Origin of the sequence: Allobranchiibius huperziae (assembly GCF_013410455.1) — a bacterium.
GTDB lineage: Bacteria > Actinomycetota > Actinomycetes > Actinomycetales > Dermatophilaceae > Allobranchiibius > Allobranchiibius huperziae.
In genome coordinates this window covers 797,445-822,155 of record NZ_JACCFW010000001.1, presented here as the reverse complement: position 1 = coordinate 822,155, position 24,711 = coordinate 797,445, and the positions used below count along the sequence as shown (strand labels likewise).

Genomic DNA, 24,711 nt, shown 5'->3' with positions numbered 1-24,711 from the left:
GGACTGTATCCCCGCGCAGGGGTGGTGCTCAGGCGACCCCGACGTGCGCGCGCACCCAGCCGACGATCTCGCCGGTGGTGGCGCCGGGCGTGAAGACGGTGGCGACCCCGAGCTCCGCCAGCTGCGGGATGTCCTCCTCGGGGATGATCCCGCCGCCGAACACCACGATGTCCTGCGCGTCGCGGTCCTTCAGCAGGGCCGTCACCTTCGCGAAGAGCGTCATGTGCGCGCCGGAGAGCACGGACAGACCCACGGCGTCCGCGTCCTCCTGGATCGCGGCCTCCACGATCTGCTCCGGGGTCTGGTGCAGCCCGGTGTAGATGACTTCCATACCGGCGTCCCGCAGGGCCCGGGCGACGACTTTGGCTCCGCGGTCGTGTCCGTCGAGCCCGGGTTTGGCGACGACGATCCGCAGTGGGCGATCACTTGTGGTGGTCATCCGCGCAGCGTAGCGGCGCGCCCGCGCGGGGAGTGAGACGCATCTCACCACCGTTATCCACAGCCTCGATTTCAGGTCACGGAAAGGTCACGATACGGTCAAGTAGCGTCTTGGCCGGACGATGTCCTGCGGCGCACGCCCGACTGGAGTGCAGCCCCGGGCCGTCGAATGCGGAAGTAGAACAACGTGAGTCGTCCTGTCGGCCGGCATCGTGCAGGTGCCCCCTCGACCGCTGCCCCCTCCCCACGGACCGGAGCGCACCGCCACGCCTCGTCGCGGTTGGTCAGCCGGGTCACCCTTCCGTCCGCTGCTGCCATCACGGTCACCGTGGTGGCGGCCGGCGCCGCCGGCGCCTCGACGATCGACTCGGGCACGGCGCCCGCGATGTCGCTGGGTGACCGCGTCGCCGTCGCGGCGGCCACCTCACGAGCCACGGCCTCACAGCCCGGACCGGATCACGCCGATCTGCTGCGCGGTGCGCGACCGGTGTCGCGCTCCACCGTCCGCAGCACCCCTGCGCCGTCGAGCACGCCCAGCGGCAAGGCCGCTGCGAAGTCGACGAAGCCGACGCCTCGGCGCACGGCCGCTCCCTCCAGGCTCGCTGCGAAGCGCGCCGCGAAGCCGGCCGCCAAGGCCCAGCCCGTGCTCAGCCCGTGGACCTGCCCGATCGCCGGCTGCGGTGGCAGGTTCACCTCGCCCTTCGGCGGCCGCTGGGGCACGCAGCACCTGGGCGACGACTTCGCCACCCCGGTCGGCACCCCGCTGCACGCACTGCACGACGCCACCGTGGTCGCGGTGGGCCCCTACGGGGGGATGGGCAACCGGGTCGAGCTCGACCTCGGTGACGGTGTCCACGCCGTCTACGCGCACATGTCCTACATCGCCGTCACCGTCGGCGAGCGCCTCTCGATGGGCGACGTGGTCGGCCGGTCCGGCGACACCGGTCACTCCACCGGTCCGCACCTGCACCTGGAGATACACCTGAACGGCACGCCGGTCGACCCGGCGCCGTGGCTGAAGGCGCACCACATCTTCTAGTCACAACTTCGTCACGGGCGCGTAACGCAGCAGGAGCCGCTTGACCCCGGTGTCCCCGCCGAAGTCGATGTGCGCCATCGAGCGCTCGCCCTGCCCCTCGACACGGATGACCGTGCCGAGCCCGAACGAGTCGTGGGTGACCCGGTCGCCGGCGTCCAGTGAGATGACCGGCCGGTTGCCGGGGCTTCGTACGCCCGGCCGTGCGGCCAGACGCGCCACCGCCGGCGTCGAGGACGGCCTGGTCGACGTCGTCTGGACCCGCGCCCACTCGATGAGGTGGCCGGGGATCTCGTCCAGGAAGCGCGACGGCGGGTTGTACTGCGGCGCACCCCAGGCCGAGCGCACCTCGGCCCGCGACAGGTGCAGTCGCTCGCGCGCCCGGGTGATGCCGACGTACGCCAGACGGCGCTCCTCCTCCAACTCCTGCGGATCGCCGAGCGCGCGCAGGTGCGGGAAGGTGCCGTCCTCCATGCCGGTCAGGAAGACGACCGGGAACTCCAGACCCTTGGCAGTGTGCAGGGTCATCAGCGTGATGACGCCCTGGTCCTCGACGTCGTCGGGGATCTCGTCGCTGTCGGCGACCAGCGAGACCTGCTCGAGGAAGTCCTCCAGAGAGCCTTCCGGGTAGTTGTCGTCGAACTCCCTTCCGACGGCGACGAGTTCGGCCAGGTTCTCGACGCGGGTCTCGTCCTGCGGGTCGTGGCTGGCGCGCAACTCGGCGAGGTAGCCCGAGCGGTCGAGGATCGCCTCGAGCAGCTCGCCGACGCCGCCGGCCGACTGGTGGGTGGTCTGCAGGCCCTCCAGCAGAGTGGTGAACGCCTGGATCGCGGTGACCGACCGCGTGGCGATCCCGGGCGCGTCCGCGGCCTGTCCCAGCGCGGCGACGAACGGGATGCGCTCACGCTCGGCGAGCGCGCTCACGCACGCCTCGGCACGGTCGCCGATCCCCCGCTTGGGCACGTTGAGGATCCGGCGCAGATTGACCGTGTCGAGCGGGTTGGACACCACTCGCAGGTAGGCGAGCGCGTCCTTGACCTCGCGGCGTTCGTAGAAGCGGGTGCCGCCGACGATCTTGTAGGGCAGCCCGACGCGGACGAACACCTCCTCGATCGCTCTGGACTGGGCGTTGGTGCGGTAGAACACCGCGACGTCCTTGGGCTTGACGCCCTGTTCGTCGCCGAGCACGTCGATCTGGCGCGCGACGAACGCGGCCTCGTCGTGCTCGGAGTCCGCGACGTACCCGACGATCGCGGCGCCGTCGCCTGTGCTGGTCCACAGGTTCTTCGGCCGGCGGTCGGGGTTCTTGGCGATCACCGAGTTGGCGGCCGCCAGGATGTTCTGGGTGGAGCGGTAGTTCTGCTCCAGCAGGATCGTCCGCGCGTCGGGGTAGTCCTGCTCGAACTCCACGATGTTGCGGATCGTCGCGCCGCGGAAGGCGTAGATCGACTGGTCGGCGTCACCGACGACGCACAGCTGCGCGGGCGGCACCGCGCCCACGGCATCGTCGAGGACCTCGTGTCCCACCAGCTCTTTCACCAGGGTGTACTGCGCGTGGTTGGTGTCCTGGTACTCATCGACCAGCACGTGCCGGAAGCGACGCCGGTAGTGCTCGGCGACGTCCGGGAACGCCTGCAGGATGTTGACGGTCATCATGATGATGTCGTCGAAGTCCAGGGCATTGGCCTGCCGCAGGCGGCGCTGGTAGGACGCGTACGCCTCGGCCACCATCCGGTCCTGGTGGCTGCCCTCCGCGACGCGCGCGGCGTAGGTCTCCTCGTCGACCAGTTCGTTCTTGAGGTTGCTGACCTGGTGGGTGAAGGAGCGCGGCGGGTAGCGCTTGATGTCCAGGTCGAGGTCGCGCAGCACGAGCGCCATCAGCCGCTGGCTGTCGGCGGCGTCGTAGATGGAGAACGTCGACTTCAGCCCGACCTTGGTGGCCTCCCGGCGCAGGATGCGCACGCACGCGGAGTGGAAGGTCGAGACCCACATCGCCCGGGCGGCCGGGCCGACGAGGGTCTCGACGCGCTCGCGCATCTCGGCGGCGGCCTTGTTGGTGAAGGTGATCGCGAGGATCTGCCCGGGCTGGGCGCCGCGCTCGGCCAGCAGGTAGCCGATCCGGTGGGCCAGCACCCGGGTCTTGCCCGATCCGGCGCCCGCCACGATCAGCAGCGGCGGCCCGTGGTGCAGGACAGCCTCGCGCTGCTGCGGGTTGAGTCCTTCGAGCAGTTGTTCGCCGCTCAGGCGGCCCGGCCCGGCGTTCGTGCCCGAGCCGGTCGGCGACAGGCTCGCCCAGGTGGGCACACCGCGTTCGTCGACGTCGCGCGAGCGCTCGTGGACGGTCGTGACGGGTGTCGTGGCGCCCGCTTGCGACGGGGACATTCCGGGCAGGGGGAGGTCGTCGAACAGGCTGCTCATCTCGCCGTTCAGGATACGTGCCGCCACCGACCGCCCCCTTCGCCCGCGGTTAGGCTGCCGCCCATGCCGAAAACCCCTAGCGCGGCCGACCGGCTGCTCGCCGGTCAGGAGTTCGCACCCGTCGTCCTCGGTGGTGACCGGCTCGGCTACAGCCTGGCGCGGTCCTTCGACCTCGGCTACGGCTACCGCACGCTCGTGGTCTCCACGATGCTCGGCGGACCGGTCGCCCACAGCTCCCTCATCGATCACCACATCGTGCCGAGCCTGCAGGACCCGGAGGGGCTGGTCACCGAGTTGCGCGCGCTCGCGACCCGGATCGGGCCGGAGAAGAAGCTGCTGCTCGCGACGACCGACCACGTGGTGAGCGTGCTGGCGCGCATCAAGCACCGGCTGGAGGATCTCTACGTCATCCCGTACGCCGAGCCGGAGCTGATCGACCGCCTGAGCCGCAAGGAGAACTTCGCGGACCTGTGCGCCGAGCTGGACATCCCGCACCCGCAGACCGTGGTCTACGACGTCGGCGAGCGCCCCGACCTCACGCGGGCGATGGCGGCCCTCACCTTCCCGGTGATCGCCAAGCCCTCCAACGCCGAGGCGTACGCCGCAGTCACCTTCCCGGGCAAGAAGAAGGTGCACTCGGCCGCCGACGCCGCCGAGTTGCGGGCGCTGATCGACGCGCTGCACGGCGCCGGCTACCGCGACAAGTTCATCCTGCAGGACGTCATCCCCGGCGACGACCAGGGCATGCGGCTGCTCACCTGCTACGTCGAAAAGCAGGGTCAGGTGAAGTTCGCGGCGTACGGCCGGGTGCTGCTGGAGGAGCACTCCCCCGAGACGCTCGGCATCCCCGCGGCGATCCTCACCGGCACCGACCACGAGGCCGTGGCGCACGCGACCCGGCTGCTGGAGCACGTGGGCTGGCGCGGTTACGCCAACTTCGACATGAAGTTCGACCCGCGCACGGGGAGGACGGTCTTCTTCGAGCTCAACCCGCGGCTCGGCGGGACGTCGTTCTACATCACCGCGGCCGGTTTCAACACCGTGCAGCTCTACGTCGACGAATGGGTGCGCGGGCAGGACCTGTCCGACCGACCGATGCTCGAGGCGAGCCACGAGCACGTCTTCACCGCGATCCCGCTGCGGCTGCTGCAGCGCTACGTGACCGACCCTGCGGTGCGCCCCTCCTTCGACCGGGCCGTGAAGGCCGGTGAGGTGACCAACCCGTGGTTCTACAAGGCCGAGCGCCATCCGCGGCGCTGGGCATGGATCGCGGCCAACCAGGCCAACTACGTGCGCAAGTACCGCGAGCACTACCCCGAGCCGAAGGCCCTGATATGACGGCGCTCCCGCCCGATCTGCGCGTCGACGCCGATCCGGCGTGGTCGCAGCCGGTGGTGGGCGTGATCGGCGGACTCGGACCGGCCGCCACCGCGCTCTTCCTGAAGCTGGTGGTCGACCTCACCCCGGCCGTTCGCGATCAGGACCACCTCGATCTGGTGGTGCTCGACCACAGCACGACAGCGGACCGGACGGCATACATCCTCGACCCGGACCACGCCACCGATCCCGGTCCCGGCCTGGCGCGCGACGCGACCCGATTGGCCGCTCTCGGAGCGGCATTCGTGTCGATCCCGTGCAACACCGCGCACCATTTCGTCGACGAGATCACCGCCGCGAGCGGCCTGCCGGTGGTCGACGTGGTCGAGGAGACCGCCCGTGCCGCCGCCGGGGCCGCGGGTGGGGCCGGCGTCGCCGTGCTCGCCACCGACGGCACCCGCGCTGCCGGGGTCTACCAGCGGGCGCTGGAGCGGCTCGGCGCCGACGTCGTGCTGCCGTCGGACGAGCAGCAGAAGCTGGTCATGTCCGTCATCTACGACGGGGTGAAGGCAGGCGGCCCGGTGGACGTCGAGGGGTTGCTCGGTGTGGTCGAGCAACTGCGCGCCGACGGTGCCGGTGTCGTGGTGATGGGCTGCACCGAGCTGTCGGTGGTCTACGACGACCAGGGGTGGCGCGAGCGCGCCGACATCGTGGACTCGGTCGAGACGCTGGCTCGCGCGACGGTGCTGCGCGCGGGCCGTACGCCGCGCCGGTGATCGAGCTCGTCCGGCCGACCGTCGAGCTCGCCGAAGCGTGGCGGGCGAGCGCGAGCGACTTCCCGGCTGGTGCCGTTCTGCACGGTTACGGGCTGCCGTCCGACCGCGACGAGTTCCTTTCACGCACAACCGATTCCGAGATCGTGCGGTACTTCACGGACGCGGAAAGCGGTGTCGGGCTGCCCGACGGTTGGGTGCCGTGCACGACGTACTGGATCGTCGACGACTCCGCACCCGACATCGTCCTCGGGTCGCTCGCGCTGCGGCATCACATCGAGACGGACTTCCTGCGCGAGTACGGCGGCCACATCGGCTACGGAGTGCGTCCGTCCGCCCGGGGCACCGGCGTCGCGTCCGCTGCCCTGCGCGCAGCACTGCTCCGGGCCGCCGCGCTCGGCATCGCGCGGGTCCTGCTGACCTGCGACGAGGACAACATCGCCTCGCGGCGCACCATCGAGGGCTGCGGGGGCGTCTTCGAGCGGATGGCCGGCGTCCGCCGCCGCTACTGGATCGCGACGTGAGCCTGCCCGACACCGTCCGCGACCTGCTGGACGCCGAACTCGTTGCCGCACAGGGATCGTCGCGGTGCCCGTCGATCGCGGCGGCGCTCTTCCGACAGGGCGACGTCGTCTGGTCGGGGGCCTGCGGCCGGGTCACCGGGCGCTCGGGCGGTGCGCTCGCGACGCCCGACACGGCGTACCGGATCGGCTCGATCACCAAGACCCTGACGGCCATCGGAGTGCTGCAGCAGGTGGCGGCCGGACGTGTCTCCCTGGACGACCCGGTCGGTCGAGTGCTGACCGAGCTGCCGCCCGAGATCGGCTCCGTCACCGTGCGAGCACTCCTCACCCACGGCTCAGGCCTGCTCGCCGAGCCCGTGGGTCCCTGGTGGGAACGCAGCCCGGGTCGCAGGTGGGAGCAACTGGTCCCCCAACTGCGACGCAACGACGATCTGATCGGCCGATTCCACTACTCCAACAGCGGTTTCGCGATCCTCGGCGAATTGACAGCGCGGCTGGACGGTCGGTTGTGGTGGGACCTGGTGCGCGACGACATCCTCCTGCCGCTGGGCATGGACCGCACGACGTACGACGCCGGGCCGGGCTCCGCGCCGGGTCTCGCCGTGCATCCCGACGCCGATCTGCTGCACGCCGAGCCCGCCCACGACAGCGCAGCCATGGCGCCGGCGGGTCAGCTGTGGTCCACGGTCGGCGACCTCGCGCGGCTCGGGATCTTCCTCGCCGACGGTCACGCCGACGTGCTGGACGACACCCTGCGCCGCCGCATGCAGGTGCCCGCGCTGGTCGACGACGTGCCGGGCCGATCGTGGTCGCGTGCCTACGGTTTCGGCCTCGACGTGATCGCCCGGGGTGCTGTGCGGTACGTCGGGCACGGCGGGTCCATGCCCGGGTTCGTAGGCGCCGTACGGGTGGATGCCCGACGGGGCGTCGGCGTCGCCGTCCTCTGCAACTCCACGGCCGGCTTCGGCGACACGCTGGCGACCTCGTTGCTCGACGTGGCCGACCAGGTGCCGTCGACGCGAGCGGCGGCGGCTCCGACAGTCCCGGCAGACACCGGCACGGTCGCCGGGGACATCGAGGGTCGCTGGTACTGGGGTCCGCGTCCCTACCGCCTGCGTGCCCTCCCGGGTGGCGAACTCGAGCTGGCACCGGAAGGCGGTGGGCGCGGGTCCCGGTTCGTGCCCAGCGCCCCCGACACCTGGACCGGGCTGGACGAGTACTTCGCCGGCGAGCGGCTGCGGGTGCTCCGCCGAGACGCGGGACCCTCGCACGCGCCGTACCTCGACCTCGGCACCTTCCGCTTCACCCGCGCCCCGTACGATCCGGACTGTGACATCCCCGGCGGCACCGACCCCGCCGGTTGGCACTGAGGGGCGCGCGTGCAGCACTGGCTGACCACCATCCCGCCCCTCGTGGTGCTGCTGCTGGTGGGACTCGTGGTCTTCGTCGAGAGCATCGGTGTGCCGTTCCCCGGCGAGATCGTGCTGGTCGCCGCCGCGCTGGCGGCCTCCCAGCACAAGATCTCCGCCGGACCGTTCGCGATCGCGCTCGCCGCCGTGCTGGGTGCTGCCATCGGCGACTCCATCGGCTACGGCCTGGGGCACCGCTACGGCGACCGGCTCTTCGGCTGGCTGGAACGCCGCTTCCCCAAACACGTCAACGCCGACGTGCTGGCCTACGCCGAGCACGTCTTCCAGCGGTACGGCGTGGTCGCGGTCTTCTTCGGCCGGTTCGTGGCGCTGCTGCGCATCTTCGCGGGCCCGTTGTCCGGGTCGCTGAGGATGCACTACACGCGCTTCCTGCCCGCCAACGTGCTGGGCGCGATCTGCTGGGCGGGCGGGACGGCGTACCTCGTCTACTACCTGGGGGCGGCGGCCGAGACCTACCTGAAGAACTTCTCCTACGCCGGCCTGGCCGTCGCCATCTTCCTCGGCATCATCGCCTCGACGCTCCTGCGCCGCCGCCTGGAACGCAACGTGCAGGAGTACGCCGAGCTGCGCCGCGCCGCCGACTGACGCCCTCGCCGTGATCGAGATGTGCCTGATGCTGCTGCGGCGAGGAGAGGATCTGCTGCTCGGCGAGAAGCTGACCGGTTTCGGTGCGGGCCGGGTCGTCGCACCGGGCGGTCACGTGGAGCCCGGCGAGTCGCCCCTGGCCGCCGCCGTGCGCGAGACGCACGAGGAGACCGGACTCGCCGTCCACGACGCCACGCTGTGTGCCCGCCTCGAATTCACCTTCCCCGCCCGACCCGCATGGGATCTGCGGTTGGAGGTCTTCACCAGCACGACGCACACCGGCGCGCTCACTCCCAGCTCGGAGCTGGCTCCGTGGTGGTGCCCCGTGCGGGATCTGCCGCTGGACCGGATGTGGGACGACGACCGCTACTGGCTGGCGCGCGTCCTGGACGGTGAACGTCTGCAGGGCAGGTTCGTCTACGCACCCGACAACGAGACCGTGCAACACGCCGACCTGCAGCCCCTCGATCCCGCCTGAGCACAGACTCCCGAGCCGGCGGTCAGGCTCGGCCGAAGATCACCTGCCCGGTGCTGTCGACCGCGGCGCAAAAGGCAGCCCTCGCGCAGGACACGGACCAGAGGTCTCCGCCGCCGGGGTCGATGCTCGTGGGTGCTGACCAGCTGGTCCCGTCGAAGGTCAAGACGTGCCCGGTGGAGTCGACAGCGGCGCAGAACGTGCTGCTGGGGCAGGACACCGAGCGCATCCCTTCGAGGCTGGGGTTGCTGGGGTGGGGGTCGATGCTCGTCGGCGCTGACCAGCTGGTCCCGTCGAAGGTGAACACGCTCCCGAAGAAGTCGACCGCCGCACAGAATCTGGTGGTGGGGCAGGACACCGACCTGAGGTTGCCGCCGTTGACGTCGATGAGTCGCCTGGCGGTCCAAGTGCTCCCGTTGAAGGCGACCACGTGGTCTGTCTCGTCGAGCGCGACGCAGAACGTCCTGATCGGGCACGACACCGACAGCAGTCCGGCGCCCTCGGGACTCGACGTGCGCTTCGGCGCCGTCCACGTGGTTCCGTTGTACGTGACGGTGTTGTCGTACTGATCGACCGCGATGCAGAACGTTGTAGTGGGGCAGGACACCGACTCCAGGTTGTCGTTGGTGTCCGTATCGATGGTCGCGGGTGCTGACCAGGTGCTCCCGTTGTAGGTGACCGCGTGCCCGCGGAAGCTGACGGCGGCACAGAACGTGGGGGTGGGGCAGGACACCGACATCAAACCGCCGTCGGGGTCTACACGGGTGGGGGCGGTCCACGTGGTTCCGTCGTACGTCAGCGCATTGCCGTCGTCGTCGACGGCGGCACAGAACGTGCTGGTCGGGCAGGACACCGAGCGCATGTTGTACATGCGCGGGTCGAGGGGATCGACGGTGGCGGTGGCGCTCCAGGTCAGGGCCGCTCGAGGTGTGTCGGTGGGAGCGGAGAAGTACCCGACGATGTCGAGAAGTAGGTCGGTCGACGCGGACGAGTGGACGGTCAACTGCCCTGTGCTGGAGAGTCCGAGAGTGGCGGAGTTGGCCATCGTCCCCCCGGCGGAGTAGTTGACCGTGGAGGTGGACGGGACGTCGGAGCCCGCGGGGTAGGCGCTGAGATATCCGCGAGCAGAGGGCGATACGGCGGCGAGGGTCACCTCGACCGCGGTCGCTCCGGTGACGGGCACTCCACCGCGTCCGGTGACCTGCAAGGTCACCGTCTTACCTGCGGGCACCCGCGCCCTGGGCGCACCGAGGCCCGAGCGCGTGTCGACGATCCGCGTAGGCGACAGCGGCGCGTAGTCGCTGGTCGTGGGTATCCAGCCGAGCACGTCGACCAGCAGGTACGCACTCGCCGAGGAGTACACCCTCAGTTGGTAGGCGGCCCCCGAGTCGACCTCCACGATCGCCATACCTGCGACGGTCTGCCCCGCCGAGTAGTCCAAGATCGACGTGCCCGTCGACAGGGACCCTGCTGAGAATGCTGACACGTACCCGCTGCGGGAGGGGCCGACTGCGGTCACGTTGACGACGACCTCCGCCACACCAGAGGAAGGCACCCCTCCATGTCCTGCCACCGACACCGTGGCATCTGAGTCGGCTCCCGACTCACCCTGCGACCTGGTGTCGAGCAACCGCGTGGGGGTCACTGCGTTGTACGCCGCTCCTGTCGGGTAGTAGCCGGTGACGTCCACCAGCAGGTGCGTGCTCGCCGAGGTGAACAACGACAATCCCCCGGCCGAGGACGGCTTCACGATCGCCTGGTTCGCGATCGTCTGGCCCTTCACGTAGTTCAGCGTCGACGTGGATGGCCGAGACGTCCCGAACGTGAACGTCGTGAGGAATCCGCTCCGGGCGGGGCCGACCGCGGTCACGTTCACCATGACCGCCGCCACACCGGATGCTGGCACCCCACCACGTCCCGTCACCGACACCGTAGTGGTCGACCCGGCCGCCGGCTCCCTCCCGGACCTGGTGTCCAGGATCCGGGCAGGCGTGAGGGGCACGAACCTGGGCGCCGATGTCGCCGACGACGCCGCTCCCGGCCCCATCGATCGACCCCTGGCCGCGGGCGATGCCTGGGCGGGAACCGCCCCCAGCACCGTCAGTGCCACAACGGTCATCGAACTCAGTGCCCAACGCACTATGCGGCTTACTTGACTACCCCCGAAATATCAGCCCCGACGGCCCCCTCTTCGTGTGGCCTCGCCGGAGGGTACAAGGCGCTGCTGGAATTGACGCAGTAACTGCGGTGGTCACTTTCTGACATGCATGCCCGCGGGCAGTCGGAGGCCGGTGCCACAATCGCGAGCGCGACGGCACCTGCTGGGGAGCCCCGCACCATCACTCGATCGACAGAAGGTGACGGCCCGTGAGTGCGACCACTCCTGACCCGAAGCGCACGCTGACGGAAGGGGAGGTGGAGCGTGAAGGCCTGCCCGACTGGCGGATGCTGATCGACCGGCTGCATGCCAGCTTCGACACGGGCGACTTCGTCACCGCGGTCGGGCTTGTGAACGCCATCGGACGGGTCGCCGAGGAGATGGACCACCATCCCGACCTCGACCTGGCCTACGGCCGGCTCGACGTCCGGCTCATCAGTCACGACGTCGACGGGGTGACCTCGCGCGATGTGGCATTGGCCCGGGCCATCAGCGAATCGGCCCGGGCCGCGGGAGCCATCCCGCACCCGGAGCGCACCAGCGTGCTCGAACTCGCCCTGGATTCGGCCGACGAGGCCGAGATCAGGCCGTTCTGGGCGGCCCTGCTCGACTACGACACGGTGCAGGCCTGGGGCGAGATCCAGCTGCACGACGCCACCGGGCGTCGCGCGTCGATCTGGTTCCAGCCCACCGAAGCCCACGACGTGCCGCGCCAGCGCTGGCACCTCGACCTCCGCATCCCCCCTGAGGTGGTGCACGACCGGATCGCCGCCGCCATCGAGGCGGGCGGCGAGCTGGTCGACGACACCGCGGCGCCGGCGTTCTGGGTGCTCGCCGACCCGCAGGGCAACCGCGCGTGCCTCACCACCTGGCAGGGCCGCGAGTAGGTCAGCCGGTGACGCCCAGTGCGGTGGTCACCGGTGAGGGCGCGGGCGGCTGGCCGGGGTTCGCGGCTGACGAACAGTCGGTGTAGAGCTTCGGGTCGGGTGCGCTGTCCGGGCCCTCTTGGTAGATCGCGTTGCTCAGGAGCGCGCCGTGCAGGGTGCCTCCGTTGACGGTGATGACCAGCCAGCCGAAGTCGGCGGGCCAACTCACCCGGACCGTCTTCGTCCGACCGGCATCGAGCCGGACGCTCGGCTCGGCGATGGTGGCGGGGCTGTCCTGCGCGGCAGACACGGCGAGCTGATAGGTGCGGGTGCCGACACCCTCGGGGGCGGTGATGGTCACCCAGCTGGTGTGCTGCCGCAGTCGGATGTTGGTCGAGGTGCACGACGCTGCAGCCGCAGTCATCGGCACTGTCACCCGCGAAGACGACGACGAAACGGGCGACGGTGACGAAGTCGGCGACACTGTCGTGGGCGACGGGGTCGATGTCGAGGCCTGGCTGGTGCTGGCCACGACAATTCCGCCCGCGGCGGCGGTGACGCCTCCGAGTGCGGCGACCAAGAAACGTTGGCGAGTGCTGTACATGAGATAACGCCCTGGTGAGTGTGTCTGCGATCTCGTCGGAGACTCACGTAGGAAGACGCCCGACAGTGACGATCGGTTGTGAGCGATGCGCAAACGAGACCTGGATACGTCGATGCCGTCTTCGGCGGTCAGCGGGTGGCGATCTGCAGATCGCGGCGCCGGCGCTCCAGCCGTTGTGCTCGTTGGTACTCCGCGGTGACCAGTTCGACCACCGACGGCCAGGACTCGAGCGGCTGCTGCGCCGTGTTGTGCTCGGTGATCCGTCGCCGCAGCCGGTCGTCACTCACCAGGCGGACCAGCGCCTCGACCATCCCCAGGTCGTTGCCCGCGAGCAACCCGTTGACGCCGTGTGCGATGAACGTCGAGACCCCACTGCGACGCGGTGCCACGACCGGCAGCCCCGTCGTACGCGCCTCCAGGGCGGCAATCCCGAACGCCTCGAAGGTGGCTGGCGAGATGTAGACGTCCGAGGCGAGGTATCGCTCGCGCAGCTGCTTGCGAGTCATCCGACCCGGAGCGTTGAACCACTCCCCCGCATCGAGTTCGGCGGCCCGCCGCTCCAACCGGGGCCGCAGCTCGCCGTCGCCCAGGATCTCCAGGCGTACGTCGCGCTCCGGCACCCGCCGGCGTACCTCGTCCACCAGTTCCAGCAGGGCCAGCGGTCGCTTACGACGTGACAGGCGCATGGCCGAGATCATTCGGATCACCCCGTCGTCCTCACGAGTGCCGGGCGCCCAGTCGGATCCCTCGATGCCGTTGGGCAACAGGTGCACCGGGTACCCCGGGCCCGCCATCCGCTGAATCGGCGCCGCCGCGACGGTGGACACTGCAGAAAGCGCCGCGCCTCGCGCGCCCCACCGACGGACGTATCCGGTGAGCCCGATCCAGTCCGCGGAGCGGCCGTGCACCGAGTGCCAGGTGACCGCGGTCGGCAGTCCGAGACCCTGCGTCACCCGCACACAGTCCATGGCGAACGGACTGACGACGCCCATGTGCGCGTGCCCGACGTCGAAACGGCCCGCCTGCAGCATGTGCCGCAGGGTGCGCGGCGCGAACGGGTTGATCGGGAAGTCCTTCGGCAGCGTGATCGCGAGCCGGTGCACGGGGATCCCGTCGAGCCGGTCGGTGCCGATGCGCAGGTGCGCTGGGCCGATGGTCGCGGTGAAGACTTCCACCTCGTGCCCGGCCGCCTGCAGATGGCGCGCCAGGTCGTGCACCTGGACCTCGATCCCCCCGAGCCGGGGCAGATAACAGTCCGACAGGAGAGCCACCTTCACGCCGCCCACGATCCCATGCGCCCGGGGGGTGCCCGCTGACACCGATCCTCAAGTCGCGTTTCAACCGGTGTGCGGCGGGGTGTGGATGAACCCGGAAACCCCACCACGGCGGAGGGAGATGTGGATGTCCGATGCTCGAATAATCAACATCTGCAGGCAGATTCGCCATATTCACTCTTGCTAACGGTGTCGAACACGCGTATGATTCAGGGTAGATGGCAAGGGTGCCGTCATCAGCCCAGGAGGGGACATGGCGCAGTCGACGACCGATACGCATCGTCCCGCTGGGCCGGGTGCTGGTGCCCGGTTGATGGCCCTGCTCGGCGACTTCAACAGCGCGTTGGATGAGTGGCCTGGCGCGTTGTGGCAGTTGGATGAAGCAGCCCTGGGTGAGGTCGTCGGGGGCATGCTGCGGATCGGCTCCCGCGCGGAGAACGTCGCCGCCCTGGCCACCGCCGACGCCCTCGGTCGTGGGACCGTCGCCAACTCCACCGCCACCGGCGCTCCCGCGTGGGTGGCTCGGCAAGCAGCCGGTGTCGAACCGACCGTCGTACGTCGGGTCGGGATGGTGGGAGTCGATTGTGCGGACCCGCGCAACAAGGTGGTCGCCGAGGCGCTGGCCGATGGGTCGGCCAGTGTGCTCACGGCGGCGGTCGCGTTGCGGGAAGTGCCCCGGATCCTGCCGCAGCTCCCGACCGCCGACCGCGATGACCTGCTCGGTCGCTACCTGTCGTTGTCCGACCACGGGTCTCGCACATTGCGGCAGCTCAGCACCCGGATCCTGGGCGAATACGCCCCCGAACGCCTGGTCCGCGATGAAGAACGCCAGCAGGACTGCGAATCGGTCTTCTGGGCCGACCTGCCCAGTGGGCTGACCCGGTTCGTCGCCGAACTCTCGAGCGGGCACGCCGCCATGGTCAAACACGCCCTAGGCGCGCTCTCTGCGCCCGCACCAACGGTGACCGATAATGATGCGCAGGAGCGCGATCTTCGTAGTCCGGCCAAACGGCGTGCGGATGCCCTGGTGCGACTGGTCGACACCGCCGCCGGTGTGCTGGACGGCACCAGCCCGCGGCCGGTCGGGGAGTTCGGCGGCACCGCGAAGATCCTGGTCACCCTGGACTACAACACCCTCTACGAGGGCCTTCGCAACGCAGGCCGGCTCGACGATCTCAGCGAAAACGGTTCGCAAGAAACCAGATCGGCGCCGACGTACCTGCCAGGCATCGGACGCACCACCGACGGCGAGCACCTCGACGCCGGCACTCTGCGCCGACTCGCCTGCGACGCCGACCTGATTCCAGTCTTTCTGGGTGGTGAGTCCGAACCCTTGGACGTCGGACGGGCCAAACGCCTCTTCACCGGTGGGCTCAGAACGGCGATCATCCATCGGGATCAGCACTGCACCTTTCCCGGTTGCGACCGACCACCGGACTGGTGCGATGCACATCATGTGAGGCCCTGGTGGGCCGGCGGCGAAACGAGACTCACCAACGCAGCACTGCTCTGCGCCCGCCACCACACCATCGTGCACCGCGATCTGCTCATCGCCACCGCCACACCCACCGGCGTCACCTGGAACCTCACCCCAGGACTCATGCCCACCCGACCCGGCCGTGAACCAGCAGCCACCCGCGGCGGACACGCCCACATCACCTGAGGCGCAGCTTCCTCCCGGGCCGCCTGCAGGCCGCACGGAACCGCATGCGACAGGATGGTCGGCGATGTCGCACACTCTCGTGGTCTTCCACGCCCATCCGGACGACGAGGCGCTGCTGACCTCGGGGACGATGGCGAAGGCGGCGGCCGCGGGTCACCGCGTCGTCCTCGTCGTGGCCACCGACGGCGACCTGGGGCTCGCCGCCTCGTCCTACCGCTCTGACGGGAGACAGCTCGGCGGCGTCCGGATGCGGGAGTTGCAGGAGTCGGCGCGGGCGCTCGGTGTGGCGCGGACCGTGCACCTCGGGTACGCCGACTCCGGCAGCGGGCCGCTGCTGTACGACGATCCGCCGGGTGCCACACGGTTCGCGCGGGCCGACGTCGAGGAGGCCGCGGGCAGGCTGGCGGACATCCTGCGCGAGGAGCACGCGGACGTGCTCCTGACCTACGACGCCGCCGGCGGCTACGGCCACCGCGACCACGTCCAGGTGCACCACGTGGGCGCGCGCGCAGCCGAGATGGCCCACACCGCACGGGTTCTGCAGGCCACCGTCCCCCGCGACCTGCTCGTCCTCGGTATCCGCCTGGTGTCGCGCCTGCACCGCTTCCCCGCGGACTTCGACATCGCCTCGTACGAGCGGGCCTACTCCCCCCGCTCCGCGATCACCCACCGGATCCGCGTGCACCGCCAGATCGCCGCGAAGCGTGCATCGATGCGGGCCCACGCCTCGCAGGCGACCGCGGACGACGGCGACCGCACGCTCGGGCTCTTCCTGCGCGTCCCCCGCCCGCTCTACGACCTGGTCTTCGGCTGGGAGTGGTACGTCGACCCGGCGCGACGCGGCGGACTCGGGCAGGTCTCCCACGACATCTTCGAGGGGCTGCCCCGGTGAGCACGACTCCCGATTCCCATCGCCCGACGGTCACCCGGAACCAGGTGCTGAACGGCGTCCTCGGGATGACGATGGCCGGGCTGCTGCTCGGCTTCGGGCTGCCGCTGGTCGCGCAGACGGGCTGGCATCAGATCGGGATCCACCTGTCGCACCTGGGTGCCCTGGGCGCCCTGGAGCTCTTCGGCCTCGTGGTGCTCGGCCTCTGGTGTTACACCTTCACCCTCACCGGCTCGCTGCCCGGCCTCAGCCATCCCAAGGCATTGATCATCAACGTCTGCGGGTCGTCGGTGTCCAACCTGCTTCCAGGTGGCGGAGCGGTCGGGATGGCCGCGACGTACTTCATCGCGCGCAGCTGGGGCTTCACCCGCCGCAACATCTCCACCTCGATCATCGTCAGCGCGGTCTGGAACGTGCTCGCCCGGCTCGCCATGCCGCTCATCGGTCTCGCGGTGGTCTCCACGTCGCAGAACGCGCTGCCCGGGCCGGTGCGCACCGCCGCGTTGTACGGCGGGGTCATCGGGCTCGTGCTGCTGCTCGGCTTCATCGTGGTGCTCATCAGTCCCGTCCTCACCCTGCGCCTCGGCCGGTTCCTCGACGCGCACGCGGCAGCCCGCATCGCCCGCCTGCGTCGTGGTGAGCAGCGCGGCGTGCGCCCGAACCTGACCGCTCTGCTCGGTGATCAGCGCACGAGGCTCGCCGTGGTCACCACGACCGGCTGGTTCCCGATGACGTTCGGCGTGGTCGCCTTCCTGGGCATCTACTTCGTGCTCTTCTGGCGCACCATGTCCGCGGTCGGGGTCGACCTGCCGGTCGCCGACCTGTTCGCGGCGTACGCGCTCGGCCGGCTGCTCACCGCGGTCGGAGTCACCCCGGGGGGCCTCGGCATCAGCGAGGCCGGGACACTCGCGGTGCTCGTCGCGTGGGGCGCCGACAAGCCGGCCGCGGCCGCAGGGGTGCTGGTCTTCGCGATCTTCTCCCACCTGCTGGAGGTGCCGCTGGGGGCGATCGGCTGGGCGGCGTGGTGGTCGATGCCGAAGGTCGACCCGCCGCAGGACGTTGCCGACGAGCGCGATGCCCTGCCCGATCAGCTGCGGTGACGCCTCACACCAGGTAGCGCCGGGCGACCTGGGAGACCCAGCCGTAGACCACCACGGTCCCCGCGGCGACCAGAGCCACCGCGGTCATGCCCAGCACGAGGTCACGCAGCCCGTGCACCGTCGGTTGAGCGCCCCACGCCAGGAAGAGGCAACTGACCATCGCGATCCCGCCGATCACCAACCAGATGGCCAGACCGGGCCCGATCGAGCGGACCGGACGGCTCGGCGTACGCGGTGCGCGCCCCAGCCGACCGTGGTCGACGGTGTGCGCCACGGCGAGCGCCACGCCCGCCCAGGCCAGGCAGACGGCGAGCGCGGCGAGCACGTCACCGGGGTGGTGCCAGTGGCCGACCACCGTGCCCGCCCCGAAGAAGAATCCCGTGGCCGCGCACACCGGCAGGACGCACCACTGCCACGCGACCGGCAACACCATGAGCACGGCCAGCGAGATGGAGATGCCCACGGTGGCATGACCGCTCGGCATGCTGTTGGCGACGTCGCCGGGCAGCTCGTGGATGACGTGTGCCTTGAGCAGCTGGGTCGTCACGGTCGCGCCGCCGATGAGCACGATCGCGCCGACGGCGAGCCCGATCCTGCGTCGGCTCAACGCCACGGCCGCGACCAGGATGCCCACGAGGGCGACGCTCGTGACGGAGACCTGCTGCAGCCGGTCCTCGATGTTGTAGAAGAGCCACGGCGGTCCGCCGAGGGCGAACTCCATCTTGTAGTCGAATTTAGCGCCCGTGCGGTTGCGCACCAGCAGCATCACCAGCACGACGATCGCGACGACCGCGACGCCCACCATCGCAGCGGCGGGACGCCAGGGCGACGTGCGAGGTCGGGGCGGCGTCTGCTGCCCCGTAGGGCGCATGGTGGATGCGCTCATCCATTCAGTATGCCGACCGCGCCTGGCCGGCACCTGTGATGCCACCAGATGGTCACGCCTGCAGGGCGCGCAGGCGGACCGCGTCCGACCGCAGGCCGGGCCAGCAGGAGGACTGCACCAGCCGGACGACGTGCGCGACGTCGATGCCCCGCTCACGGAGCAGGTCCTCGCGCTCTCCGACGCCGATGAACCGGGCCTCGTGTCCGACCGTGAGCACCTTGGTGCTGCAGCTCATCTGTTGCAACCGGTCGCGCAGTGCGGAGCCCGGACCGGCCGGGACCGCGTTGTCCTCCAGGGTCACCACCAGCTGGTGCTCGGCGGCCATCGTGACGAGTTCGGGGGCGAGCGGATGGACCCACCTCGGGTCGACGACCGTGACCGCGACGCCCGTCGCCTCCAGCCGGTCGGCGGCATCCAGGGCGACGGCCGCCAGGGGCCCGGTGCTGACGAGCAGGACGTCGCCGTCCCCGGCGCGACGGCGCAGCACGTCGACCGGGCCGAACCGGCAGATCGCACCCACCGGCGCGGGCGCCTCACCCTTGGGGAACCGCACCACGCTCGGGCCGCCGTCCTCGGCGACCGCCTCGCGCAACAGGTCGCGCAACCGCAGGGCGTCACGGGGCGCCGCGACCCGGATGCCCGGCACGAGACCCAGCATCGACACGTCCCAGATGCCGTGGTGCGAGGCGCCGTCCGGCCCGGTGATGCCCGCCCGGTCCAGCACGAAGGTCACCGGCAGCCGATGCAGGGCGACGTCCATGAGGACCTGGTCGAACGCCCGGTTGAGGAAGGTGGAGTAGATGGCGACCACGGGGTGCAGTCCGCCCGTCGCGAGACCGGCGGCCGAGGTGACCGCGTGCTGCTCGGCGATGCCGACATCGAAGGTGCGGTGCGGGAAGCGCGTGCCGAACGGCAGCAGACCGGTCGGGCGACGCATGGCCGCGGTCACCGCGACGACGTCTGCCCGGTCCTCGCCGATGGCGACGAGCTCTGTGGCGAACGCATCGGTCCAACGGGTTCCACGCGGCCGCACGGCCGCCGTCAGCGCCGGCGGTGGGGCCGGCGACACCGTGTGCAGACAGTCCGCCTCGTCCTGCTCGGCCGCGTCGTAGCCGGCGCCCTTGCGGGTCACGACGTGCAGCACGGTGGGGCCGGGACGGCGGCGTACGGCCCGCAGGCTCCGCTCGAGCGCCGTGATGTCGTGACCGTCCACCGGGCCGATGTAGCGCAGTCCCAGAGTCTCGAAGAGATTCGACCTCGCCGAACCCTCCCGCAGCGCCGCCAGGTGGCGGGCGAGCGCGCCGACCGTCGGCTCGTAGGACCTGCCGTTGTCGTTGAGCACGACCAGCACGTTGCGGCCGGACCCGCCGATGTTGTTCAGGGCCTCCCAGGCCATTCCGCCGGTCATCGCGCCGTCGCCGATCACCGCCACGACCCAGCGCCGGCAGCCGGTGAGCTCGTGCGCCTTGGCCAGACCGTCGGCGTACGACAGCGAGGTGGAGGCGTGGGAGTTCTCGACGATGTCGTGCTCGCTCTCGCGGCGGGACGGGTATCCGCTCAGGCCGCCAGCGACCCGCAAGGACTCCAGATCGGCAGCCCGCCCGGTCAGCATCTTGTGCACGTAGGCCTGGTGCCCGGTGTCCCAGACGATCGGCTCCCGCGGCGAGTCGAACGCCCGGTGCAGGGCGATGGTGACCTCGACGACGCCGAGATTGGGACCGAGATGCCCTCCCGTGCGGGTGACCACGTCGACCAGCCGCTCGCGCACCTCCGCGGCGAGCGCCGGCAGTGACCGCGCGTCGAGCGCCCGTACGTCGGCAGGCGAGATGACCCGGTCGAGCAGTCCGGAGCCGCGCGCTGGCATCACGCCACCGCGGCGCGCAGGGTCTGGCGCAGCGAACCCATCGTCGCGACGACCGCCGTCGGCTCGTAGCCGCAGTGCGCCATGCAGTTCGCACACCGCTCGTCCTTGCCACGGCCGAACGCCTCCCAGTCGGTGTCCTCGATCAGCTCCTTGTACGTCGAGACGTAGCCGTCGTCGAGCAGGTAGCAGGGCCGTTGCCATCCCTTGAGCGAGTAGGAAGGGATCGCCCACGGGGTGCACTCGAAGTCGACCTTGCCCTCCAGGAAGTCCAGGAAGAGCGGCGAGTGGTTGAGGCGCCACTTCTTGCGCCGCCCCTCGCCGAAGGCCTTCGCGAACAGCGCCCGGGTCTCCTCGACGCCGAGGAAGCCGTTCTGGTCCGGCGCCTTCCAGTAGGCGTATCCCGGAGCGATCTGCATGTTGTCGACCTTGATCTCGTCATTGAGATAGTCGAGGACGTCGATCACGTCCTGCGGTGAATCGCTGTTGAAGACAGTCGTGTTCGTCATCACCCGGAAGCCGCGCGACTGCACGAGCTTGATGGCGTCGATGGCCGCCTCGAAGCCGCCCTCCTTGCTGACCGACGCGTCGTGCCGCTCCTTCATGCCGTCGACGTGCACCATCCAGGAGAAGTCCGGGTGCGGGGTGAACTTGTCGATGTGCCGGGCCATCAGCAGCGCATTGGTGCACAGGAAGACGATCTTCTTGCGGTCCAGCAGCTGCTGGACGATCTCGTGGATCTGCGGGTGCATGAGTGGCTCTCCCCCGGCGATGGAGACCATCGGGGCGCCGCTCTCCTCGATCGCGGCGACGGCCTGCTCGACCGGCATCCGCTGTTTGAGCAGCGCGGCCGGCTCCTGGATCTTGCCGCAGCCGGTGCACTTGAGGTTGCAGGCGAAGAGCGGTTCGAGCTCGACGAGCAGCGGGAACTTCTCTCGTCCGCGCAGCTTCTGCTCGGCGAGGTAGCGCCCGAGACGTAGCGACTGGCGCAGGGGCATGGAAGGCATCAGCTGACCTCTCGTGGAAGGGTGAACTGCACGTGTTCGTCGACGACGGAGGACTCCGCCGCCTCGACCGCGCCCAGCCCGGACAGTGCGTGCACCAACTCATCGACCAGCGACGGGGGCGCGGAGGCGCCGGCCGTGATGCCGACCCGGCGAACGCCGCGGAGCCAGGCCAGATCGACCTCGGTGGCGTCCTCGACCAGGTGCGCGGGCGTGCCCGCCGCCTCGGCGACCTCCACGAGCCGGCGGGAGTTGGAGGAGTTCTGCGAGCCGACCACCAGCACCAGCTCGGTGTCGGCGGCGACGGCCCGCACCGCCTGCTGACGGTTGCTGGTCGCGTAACAGATGTCGTCCCGGGCCGGCGCCCGCAGCGTGGGGAAGCGGTCGCGCAGCACCCGCGCCGACTCCTGCGCCTCCTCGACGGCCAGCGTGGTCTGCGTGACGTACGAGACCCGGTCGGGTCGGACCGCCTGCACCCGGGCTGCCTCGTCCGGGTTGTCCACGACGACGACGTTCTCCGGCGCTTCCCCGCGGGTTCCGACGACCTCCTCGTGGTCGGCGTGCCCGATCAGGAAGACGGTGCTGCCGGGAGCGGCGAACCGGCGAACCTCGGTGTGCACCTTGGCCACCAGGGGGCAGGTCGCGTCGATCACCACGAGATCGCGCTCGCGGGCCTGCTGCCGCACGGACGGCGCCACCCCGTGGGCGGCCAGCACGGTCACCGCGCCGCGCGGTATCTCCTCCACCTCCTGCACGAAGATCGCGCCCTTGCGCTGCAGGTCCTGCACCACGTGGGCGTTGTGCACGATCTGCCGGCGCACGTAGACCGGCGCACCGTGGGACTGCAGCGCCCGGCCGACGATCTCGATCGCCCGCTCCACACCGGCGCAGAACGACCGCGGCCCGGCGAGCAGGACGTCGCGGTCGAGGGCGGCGTCGTACCACTCGCGCAGCACCGGCGCGGCCTCGCGCAGGGCCCGCAGCGCGGCGACGCCTCGCAGTGCCGTGCCCGGGTGGCGCAGCGGCTGCTCGGTCCCGTCGACGATCGCGCGCACCACCGTCAGGGGGCGCGCGCCGAGCTGCCGCGCGAGGTAACCGGACTCCGTGTCGACGGCCAGGGCGCCGGTGCGCGCGGCGAGCGCGGCGCGGTCGGGTCCGTCGACGACGTGATCGACGGAGGCGATGGGCCCGACGTGCACGGTGAGCCCCCGTCGGCGCAGCGCACCGGCCACCAGAGGGGCTGCGGGACAGTCGTATCCGTCTCCGTCGAGCAGCACCCGGTCGGCCACCACGACGTGACCGGCGCGGACACCGGGGACGAGACCGCCGGCCACCCCGGCGAGGAGTGTCGGGCCGTCGGGCGACGTCGGCGCGACCCGGGGCCCGCGACCCGCGACGTGGGTCGGCCGTCCGACCCGGGCGCCCAGGGCGACCCGTTCGATCCGCAACGCGGTGGCGATGCCGGCCGTCATGCCGGCCCACCCCCGACGTACCGACCCAGGGCCCAGATCGGGAAGATGAGCCGGTAGAGGCCGTAGTTGATGTAGAAGTCGCCCGGGAAACCGGTGCCGGTGTACAGGTCTTCGTCCCAGGTGCCGTCGGCGCGTTGGGTGCCGGCCAGGTAGGCGATGCCGCGCTCGACCACACCCCCACCGTCGTCCGCCTCACCGGCGGCGACCAGCGCCATCAGCGCCCACGCGGTCTGGGAGGCGGTGGAGGCACCGTGTCCGATCCAGTCCGGATCGCGGTAGGACCGCAGGTCCTCGCCCCACCCGCCGTCGGCGTTCTGGTGCTCCCCCAGCCAGCGCACACTCGCGCGAATGGCGTTGTGATCGGCGGGGATACCTGCGGCGACCAATGCCGGTACGACGGCGCCCGTGCCGTACACGTGGTTCGCACCCCAGCGCCCGAACCACGAACCGTCGGGCTCCTGGTGCTCCAGCAACCAGGCCACGCCGCGGCGGCAGCGCTCCCCCCGGGCGCGTCCCTCGGCGGCGAGCATCTCCACGACGTGGGCCGTCACGTCCGCCGACGGCGAGTCGATCACGGCACCGAAGTCACAGAACGGCAGGTGGGTGGCCAGCGTGCGGGTGTTGTCGGCGTCGAAGGCGCCCCAGCCGCCGTCCTTCGACTGCATCCCGGCCGTCCACGCGATACCCCTGTCCACCCCGCGCCGCAGCAGGGTGGGCCGGTTGCTGCCGACCCGGCGCAGCGCCATCACCACCTCGGCGCCGTCGTCGACATCCGGGTAGACGTCGTTGGCGAACTCGAAAGCCCAACCGCCGGACGGGATCCCGGGCCGGCGTACCTGCCAGTCCCCGTCACCGGTGATCTGCTCACGGGCCAGCCAGTCCGCGGCACGTCGGACCCGCGCGTCGTCGCCGCTGATACCGGAGTCCAGCAGCGCGTTGACCGCGAGCGCGGTGTCCCAGACCGGCGACTGGCACGCCTCGACCCGGCGGATCGGTCCCTCGTCGGTGTCCTCCGTGATGACGAAGCCCTCCAGCCCGTCGACCGCGGCCCGCAGCACGGGATGCTCCAGCGGGTAGCCGAGCAGATGCAGCGCGAGGATCGAGTAGACCCACGGCGGCTGGATGCCACCCCATCCCCCGTCGGCCTCCTGGCGCGCGATGATCCACTCCGCCGCTCTGCGCATCGCCCCGGTGCGCAGCTGCCGCAGCGGCCGCTTGGCGTACGCGTGCAGGAGGACGTCGGCGCGTTGGAACGCGCCCCCGACGGTGCTCCACGGGGCGAACGCCTCCAGCTCCGCACCGGTGCGGAGCTCGTCGATGGCGAAGGGCAGCGGGCGCCGCGGCCGCAGCGTGCAGACGACGGTGAGCGGCACGATCGTCTGTCGGGCCCAGCAACCCCAGTCGTAGACGTTCAGCGGGAACCACCGGGGCAGGTGGATGAGCTCCGGGGGCAGGTTCGGCAGGTCGCGCCAGTCCCACAGCCCGAAGAGGGCGAGCCAGATGCGGGTGAAGACCCGGGAACGCTCGACGCCGCCCTGGGCGCGGACGAACTGCTGTGCGCGCAGCATGTGCGGGGCGGTCGCCTGGTCGCCCGCGATCCGCAGGGCGACCCATGCCTCGACGGTGGTGTCGAGATTACCGGGCCCTCCGAAGAAGGTCGCCCAGGTGCCGTCCTCGCGCTGCTGGGACCGGATCCACCGTGCGCTCTGGTCGCGGGTCTCGGCCGTCGCGATCCCGAGGAATTCGCGCAGCATCATGTCCTCGGCGTCCATGGTGACGTTGGTCGCCAGATCGCCCTTCCACCAACCCTGTTCGTGCTGAAGGCTGCTCAGATGGGCGATCGCCGCGTCCAGAGCGGCGCGCGCGGCCGACCGCGGGTCCGAGGTAGCGTCGACGTCACCTGCCACGGAGCCGGACGCGAGCACGGGGGTCATCGGT

Annotated in this window: 22 protein-coding genes; 12 read left to right on the top strand and 10 right to left on the bottom strand. The window is 70.6% G+C overall.

The window, feature by feature from the left end; translation table 11 throughout:
* Nucleotides 1-28: 28 nt before the first annotated feature.
* Nucleotides 29-439 (bottom strand): coenzyme B12-dependent isobutyryl CoA mutase small subunit, encoded by a 411-nt coding sequence (icmB, locus tag HNR15_RS03895; protein ID WP_179479280.1) that lies wholly within the window; start codon nucleotides 437-439, stop codon nucleotides 29-31.
* 330 nt (nucleotides 440-769) lie between these two features.
* Between icmB and HNR15_RS03890 the strand changes: the two genes are divergently transcribed.
* Entirely contained in the window at nucleotides 770-1,477 is a 708-nt protein-coding gene (locus HNR15_RS03890) for a peptidoglycan DD-metalloendopeptidase family protein (RefSeq protein ID WP_179479278.1), read from the top strand.
* On the opposite strand, the gene pcrA is transcribed toward HNR15_RS03890, so the two are convergent.
* Nucleotides 1,478-3,892 carry a DNA helicase PcrA gene (gene pcrA / locus HNR15_RS03885; protein ID WP_179479276.1) on the bottom strand — a complete coding sequence of 805 codons (2,415 nt, stop codon included), beginning with the start codon at nucleotides 3,890-3,892 and terminating at the stop codon, nucleotides 1,478-1,480.
* Between the two features lie 63 nt (nucleotides 3,893-3,955).
* Between pcrA and HNR15_RS03880 the strand changes: the two genes are divergently transcribed.
* Genes HNR15_RS03880 through HNR15_RS03855 form a run of 6 tightly spaced genes read left to right on the top strand, consistent with a single transcriptional unit; the run spans nucleotide 3,956 to nucleotide 8,999 of the window.
* The gene (locus HNR15_RS03880) at nucleotides 3,956-5,230 is read left to right on the top strand and encodes a carboxylate--amine ligase (RefSeq protein WP_179479275.1); all 1,275 of its coding nucleotides are present in this window, start codon (nucleotides 3,956-3,958) and stop codon (nucleotides 5,228-5,230) included.
* Nucleotides 5,227-5,985, top strand: a complete 759-nt coding sequence (gene cuyB, locus HNR15_RS03875; RefSeq protein WP_179479274.1) for a cysteate racemase — start codon at nucleotides 5,227-5,229, stop codon at nucleotides 5,983-5,985. The genes HNR15_RS03880 and cuyB overlap by 4 nt, the downstream gene beginning before the upstream one ends.
* Nucleotides 5,982-6,506 carry a GNAT family N-acetyltransferase gene (locus HNR15_RS03870; RefSeq protein ID WP_179479273.1) on the top strand — a complete coding sequence of 175 codons (525 nt, stop codon included), beginning with the start codon at nucleotides 5,982-5,984 and terminating at the stop codon, nucleotides 6,504-6,506. The genes cuyB and HNR15_RS03870 overlap by 4 nt, the downstream gene beginning before the upstream one ends.
* Entirely contained in the window at nucleotides 6,503-7,876 is a 1,374-nt protein-coding gene (locus tag HNR15_RS03865; RefSeq protein WP_218883538.1) for a serine hydrolase, read from the top strand. The genes HNR15_RS03870 and HNR15_RS03865 overlap by 4 nt, the downstream gene beginning before the upstream one ends.
* A 9-nt stretch (nucleotides 7,877-7,885) precedes the next feature.
* A complete protein-coding gene (locus HNR15_RS03860; protein WP_179479272.1) occupies nucleotides 7,886-8,521 on the top strand; it encodes a VTT domain-containing protein in 636 nt (211 codons plus the stop codon).
* 28 nt (nucleotides 8,522-8,549) lie between these two features.
* On the top strand, nucleotides 8,550-8,999 hold the full coding sequence (locus HNR15_RS03855; RefSeq protein WP_246305882.1) for an 8-oxo-dGTP diphosphatase: 450 nt from the start codon (nucleotides 8,550-8,552) through the stop codon (nucleotides 8,997-8,999).
* Nucleotides 9,000-9,021: 22 nt separating this feature from the next.
* On the opposite strand, the gene HNR15_RS03850 is transcribed toward HNR15_RS03855, so the two are convergent.
* Nucleotides 9,022-10,902, bottom strand: coding sequence for a hypothetical protein (locus HNR15_RS03850; RefSeq protein WP_179479271.1), 1,881 nt, complete (start codon nucleotides 10,900-10,902; stop codon nucleotides 9,022-9,024).
* A 461-nt stretch (nucleotides 10,903-11,363) separates the two neighbouring features.
* On the opposite strand from HNR15_RS03850, the gene HNR15_RS03845 reads away from it, so the two are divergent.
* Nucleotides 11,364-12,041, top strand: a complete 678-nt coding sequence (locus HNR15_RS03845; protein ID WP_218883537.1) for a 4a-hydroxytetrahydrobiopterin dehydratase — start codon at nucleotides 11,364-11,366, stop codon at nucleotides 12,039-12,041.
* A 1-nt stretch (nucleotide 12,042) separates the two neighbouring features.
* On the opposite strand, the gene HNR15_RS03840 is transcribed toward HNR15_RS03845, so the two are convergent.
* Complete coding sequence (locus HNR15_RS03840; protein ID WP_179479270.1) at nucleotides 12,043-12,381, bottom strand: hypothetical protein; 339 nt, start codon at nucleotides 12,379-12,381, stop codon at nucleotides 12,043-12,045.
* Between HNR15_RS03840 and HNR15_RS03835 the strand changes: the two genes are divergently transcribed.
* Nucleotides 12,371-12,631, top strand: a complete 261-nt coding sequence (locus HNR15_RS03835; protein WP_179479267.1) for a hypothetical protein — start codon at nucleotides 12,371-12,373, stop codon at nucleotides 12,629-12,631. The two genes, HNR15_RS03840 and HNR15_RS03835, sit on opposite strands and share 11 nt — an antisense overlap.
* Nucleotides 12,632-12,752: 121 nt before the next feature.
* On the opposite strand, the gene HNR15_RS03830 is transcribed toward HNR15_RS03835, so the two are convergent.
* Nucleotides 12,753-13,901, bottom strand: coding sequence for a glycosyltransferase family 4 protein (locus HNR15_RS03830; RefSeq protein ID WP_343048409.1), 1,149 nt, complete (start codon nucleotides 13,899-13,901; stop codon nucleotides 12,753-12,755).
* A 250-nt stretch (nucleotides 13,902-14,151) separates the two neighbouring features.
* On the opposite strand from HNR15_RS03830, the gene HNR15_RS03825 reads away from it, so the two are divergent.
* The 3 genes from HNR15_RS03825 to HNR15_RS03815 all read left to right on the top strand — a co-directional run bounded on the left by HNR15_RS03825 (nucleotide 14,152) and on the right by HNR15_RS03815 (nucleotide 17,550).
* Nucleotides 14,152-15,561, top strand: a complete 1,410-nt coding sequence (locus HNR15_RS03825) for an HNH endonuclease signature motif containing protein (protein WP_179479263.1) — start codon at nucleotides 14,152-14,154, stop codon at nucleotides 15,559-15,561.
* A gap of 64 nt (nucleotides 15,562-15,625) precedes the next feature.
* Nucleotides 15,626-16,453 (top strand): PIG-L deacetylase family protein, encoded by an 828-nt coding sequence (locus tag HNR15_RS03820; RefSeq protein WP_179479261.1) that lies wholly within the window; start codon nucleotides 15,626-15,628, stop codon nucleotides 16,451-16,453.
* Nucleotides 16,450-17,550 (top strand): lysylphosphatidylglycerol synthase transmembrane domain-containing protein, encoded by a 1,101-nt coding sequence (locus tag HNR15_RS03815; protein ID WP_233763357.1) that lies wholly within the window; start codon nucleotides 16,450-16,452, stop codon nucleotides 17,548-17,550. Before HNR15_RS03820 ends, HNR15_RS03815 begins: the two co-directional genes overlap by 4 nt.
* Before the next feature lie 4 nt (nucleotides 17,551-17,554).
* On the opposite strand, the gene HNR15_RS03810 is transcribed toward HNR15_RS03815, so the two are convergent.
* The 5 genes from HNR15_RS03810 to shc are packed head-to-tail and all read right to left on the bottom strand — an operon-like array spanning nucleotide 17,555 to nucleotide 24,707.
* A complete protein-coding gene (locus HNR15_RS03810) occupies nucleotides 17,555-18,436 on the bottom strand; it encodes a phosphatase PAP2 family protein (protein ID WP_179479259.1) in 882 nt (293 codons plus the stop codon).
* A 52-nt stretch (nucleotides 18,437-18,488) separates the two neighbouring features.
* Entirely contained in the window at nucleotides 18,489-20,300 is a 1,812-nt protein-coding gene (locus HNR15_RS03805) for a 1-deoxy-D-xylulose-5-phosphate synthase (RefSeq protein WP_179479258.1), read from the bottom strand.
* Nucleotides 20,300-21,304 carry an adenosyl-hopene transferase HpnH gene (gene hpnH, locus HNR15_RS03800; RefSeq protein ID WP_179479257.1) on the bottom strand — a complete coding sequence of 335 codons (1,005 nt, stop codon included), beginning with the start codon at nucleotides 21,302-21,304 and terminating at the stop codon, nucleotides 20,300-20,302. Before hpnH ends, HNR15_RS03805 begins: the two co-directional genes overlap by 1 nt.
* Entirely contained in the window at nucleotides 21,304-22,773 is a 1,470-nt protein-coding gene (gene ispH / locus HNR15_RS03795; RefSeq protein WP_179479256.1) for a 4-hydroxy-3-methylbut-2-enyl diphosphate reductase, read from the bottom strand. Before ispH ends, hpnH begins: the two co-directional genes overlap by 1 nt.
* Nucleotides 22,770-24,707: a squalene--hopene cyclase gene (gene shc / locus HNR15_RS03790; RefSeq protein ID WP_179479255.1), complete on the bottom strand. Its 1,938-nt coding sequence runs from the start codon at nucleotides 24,705-24,707 to the stop codon at nucleotides 22,770-22,772. The genes ispH and shc overlap by 4 nt, the downstream gene beginning before the upstream one ends.
* Nucleotides 24,708-24,711 lie beyond the last annotated feature (4 nt).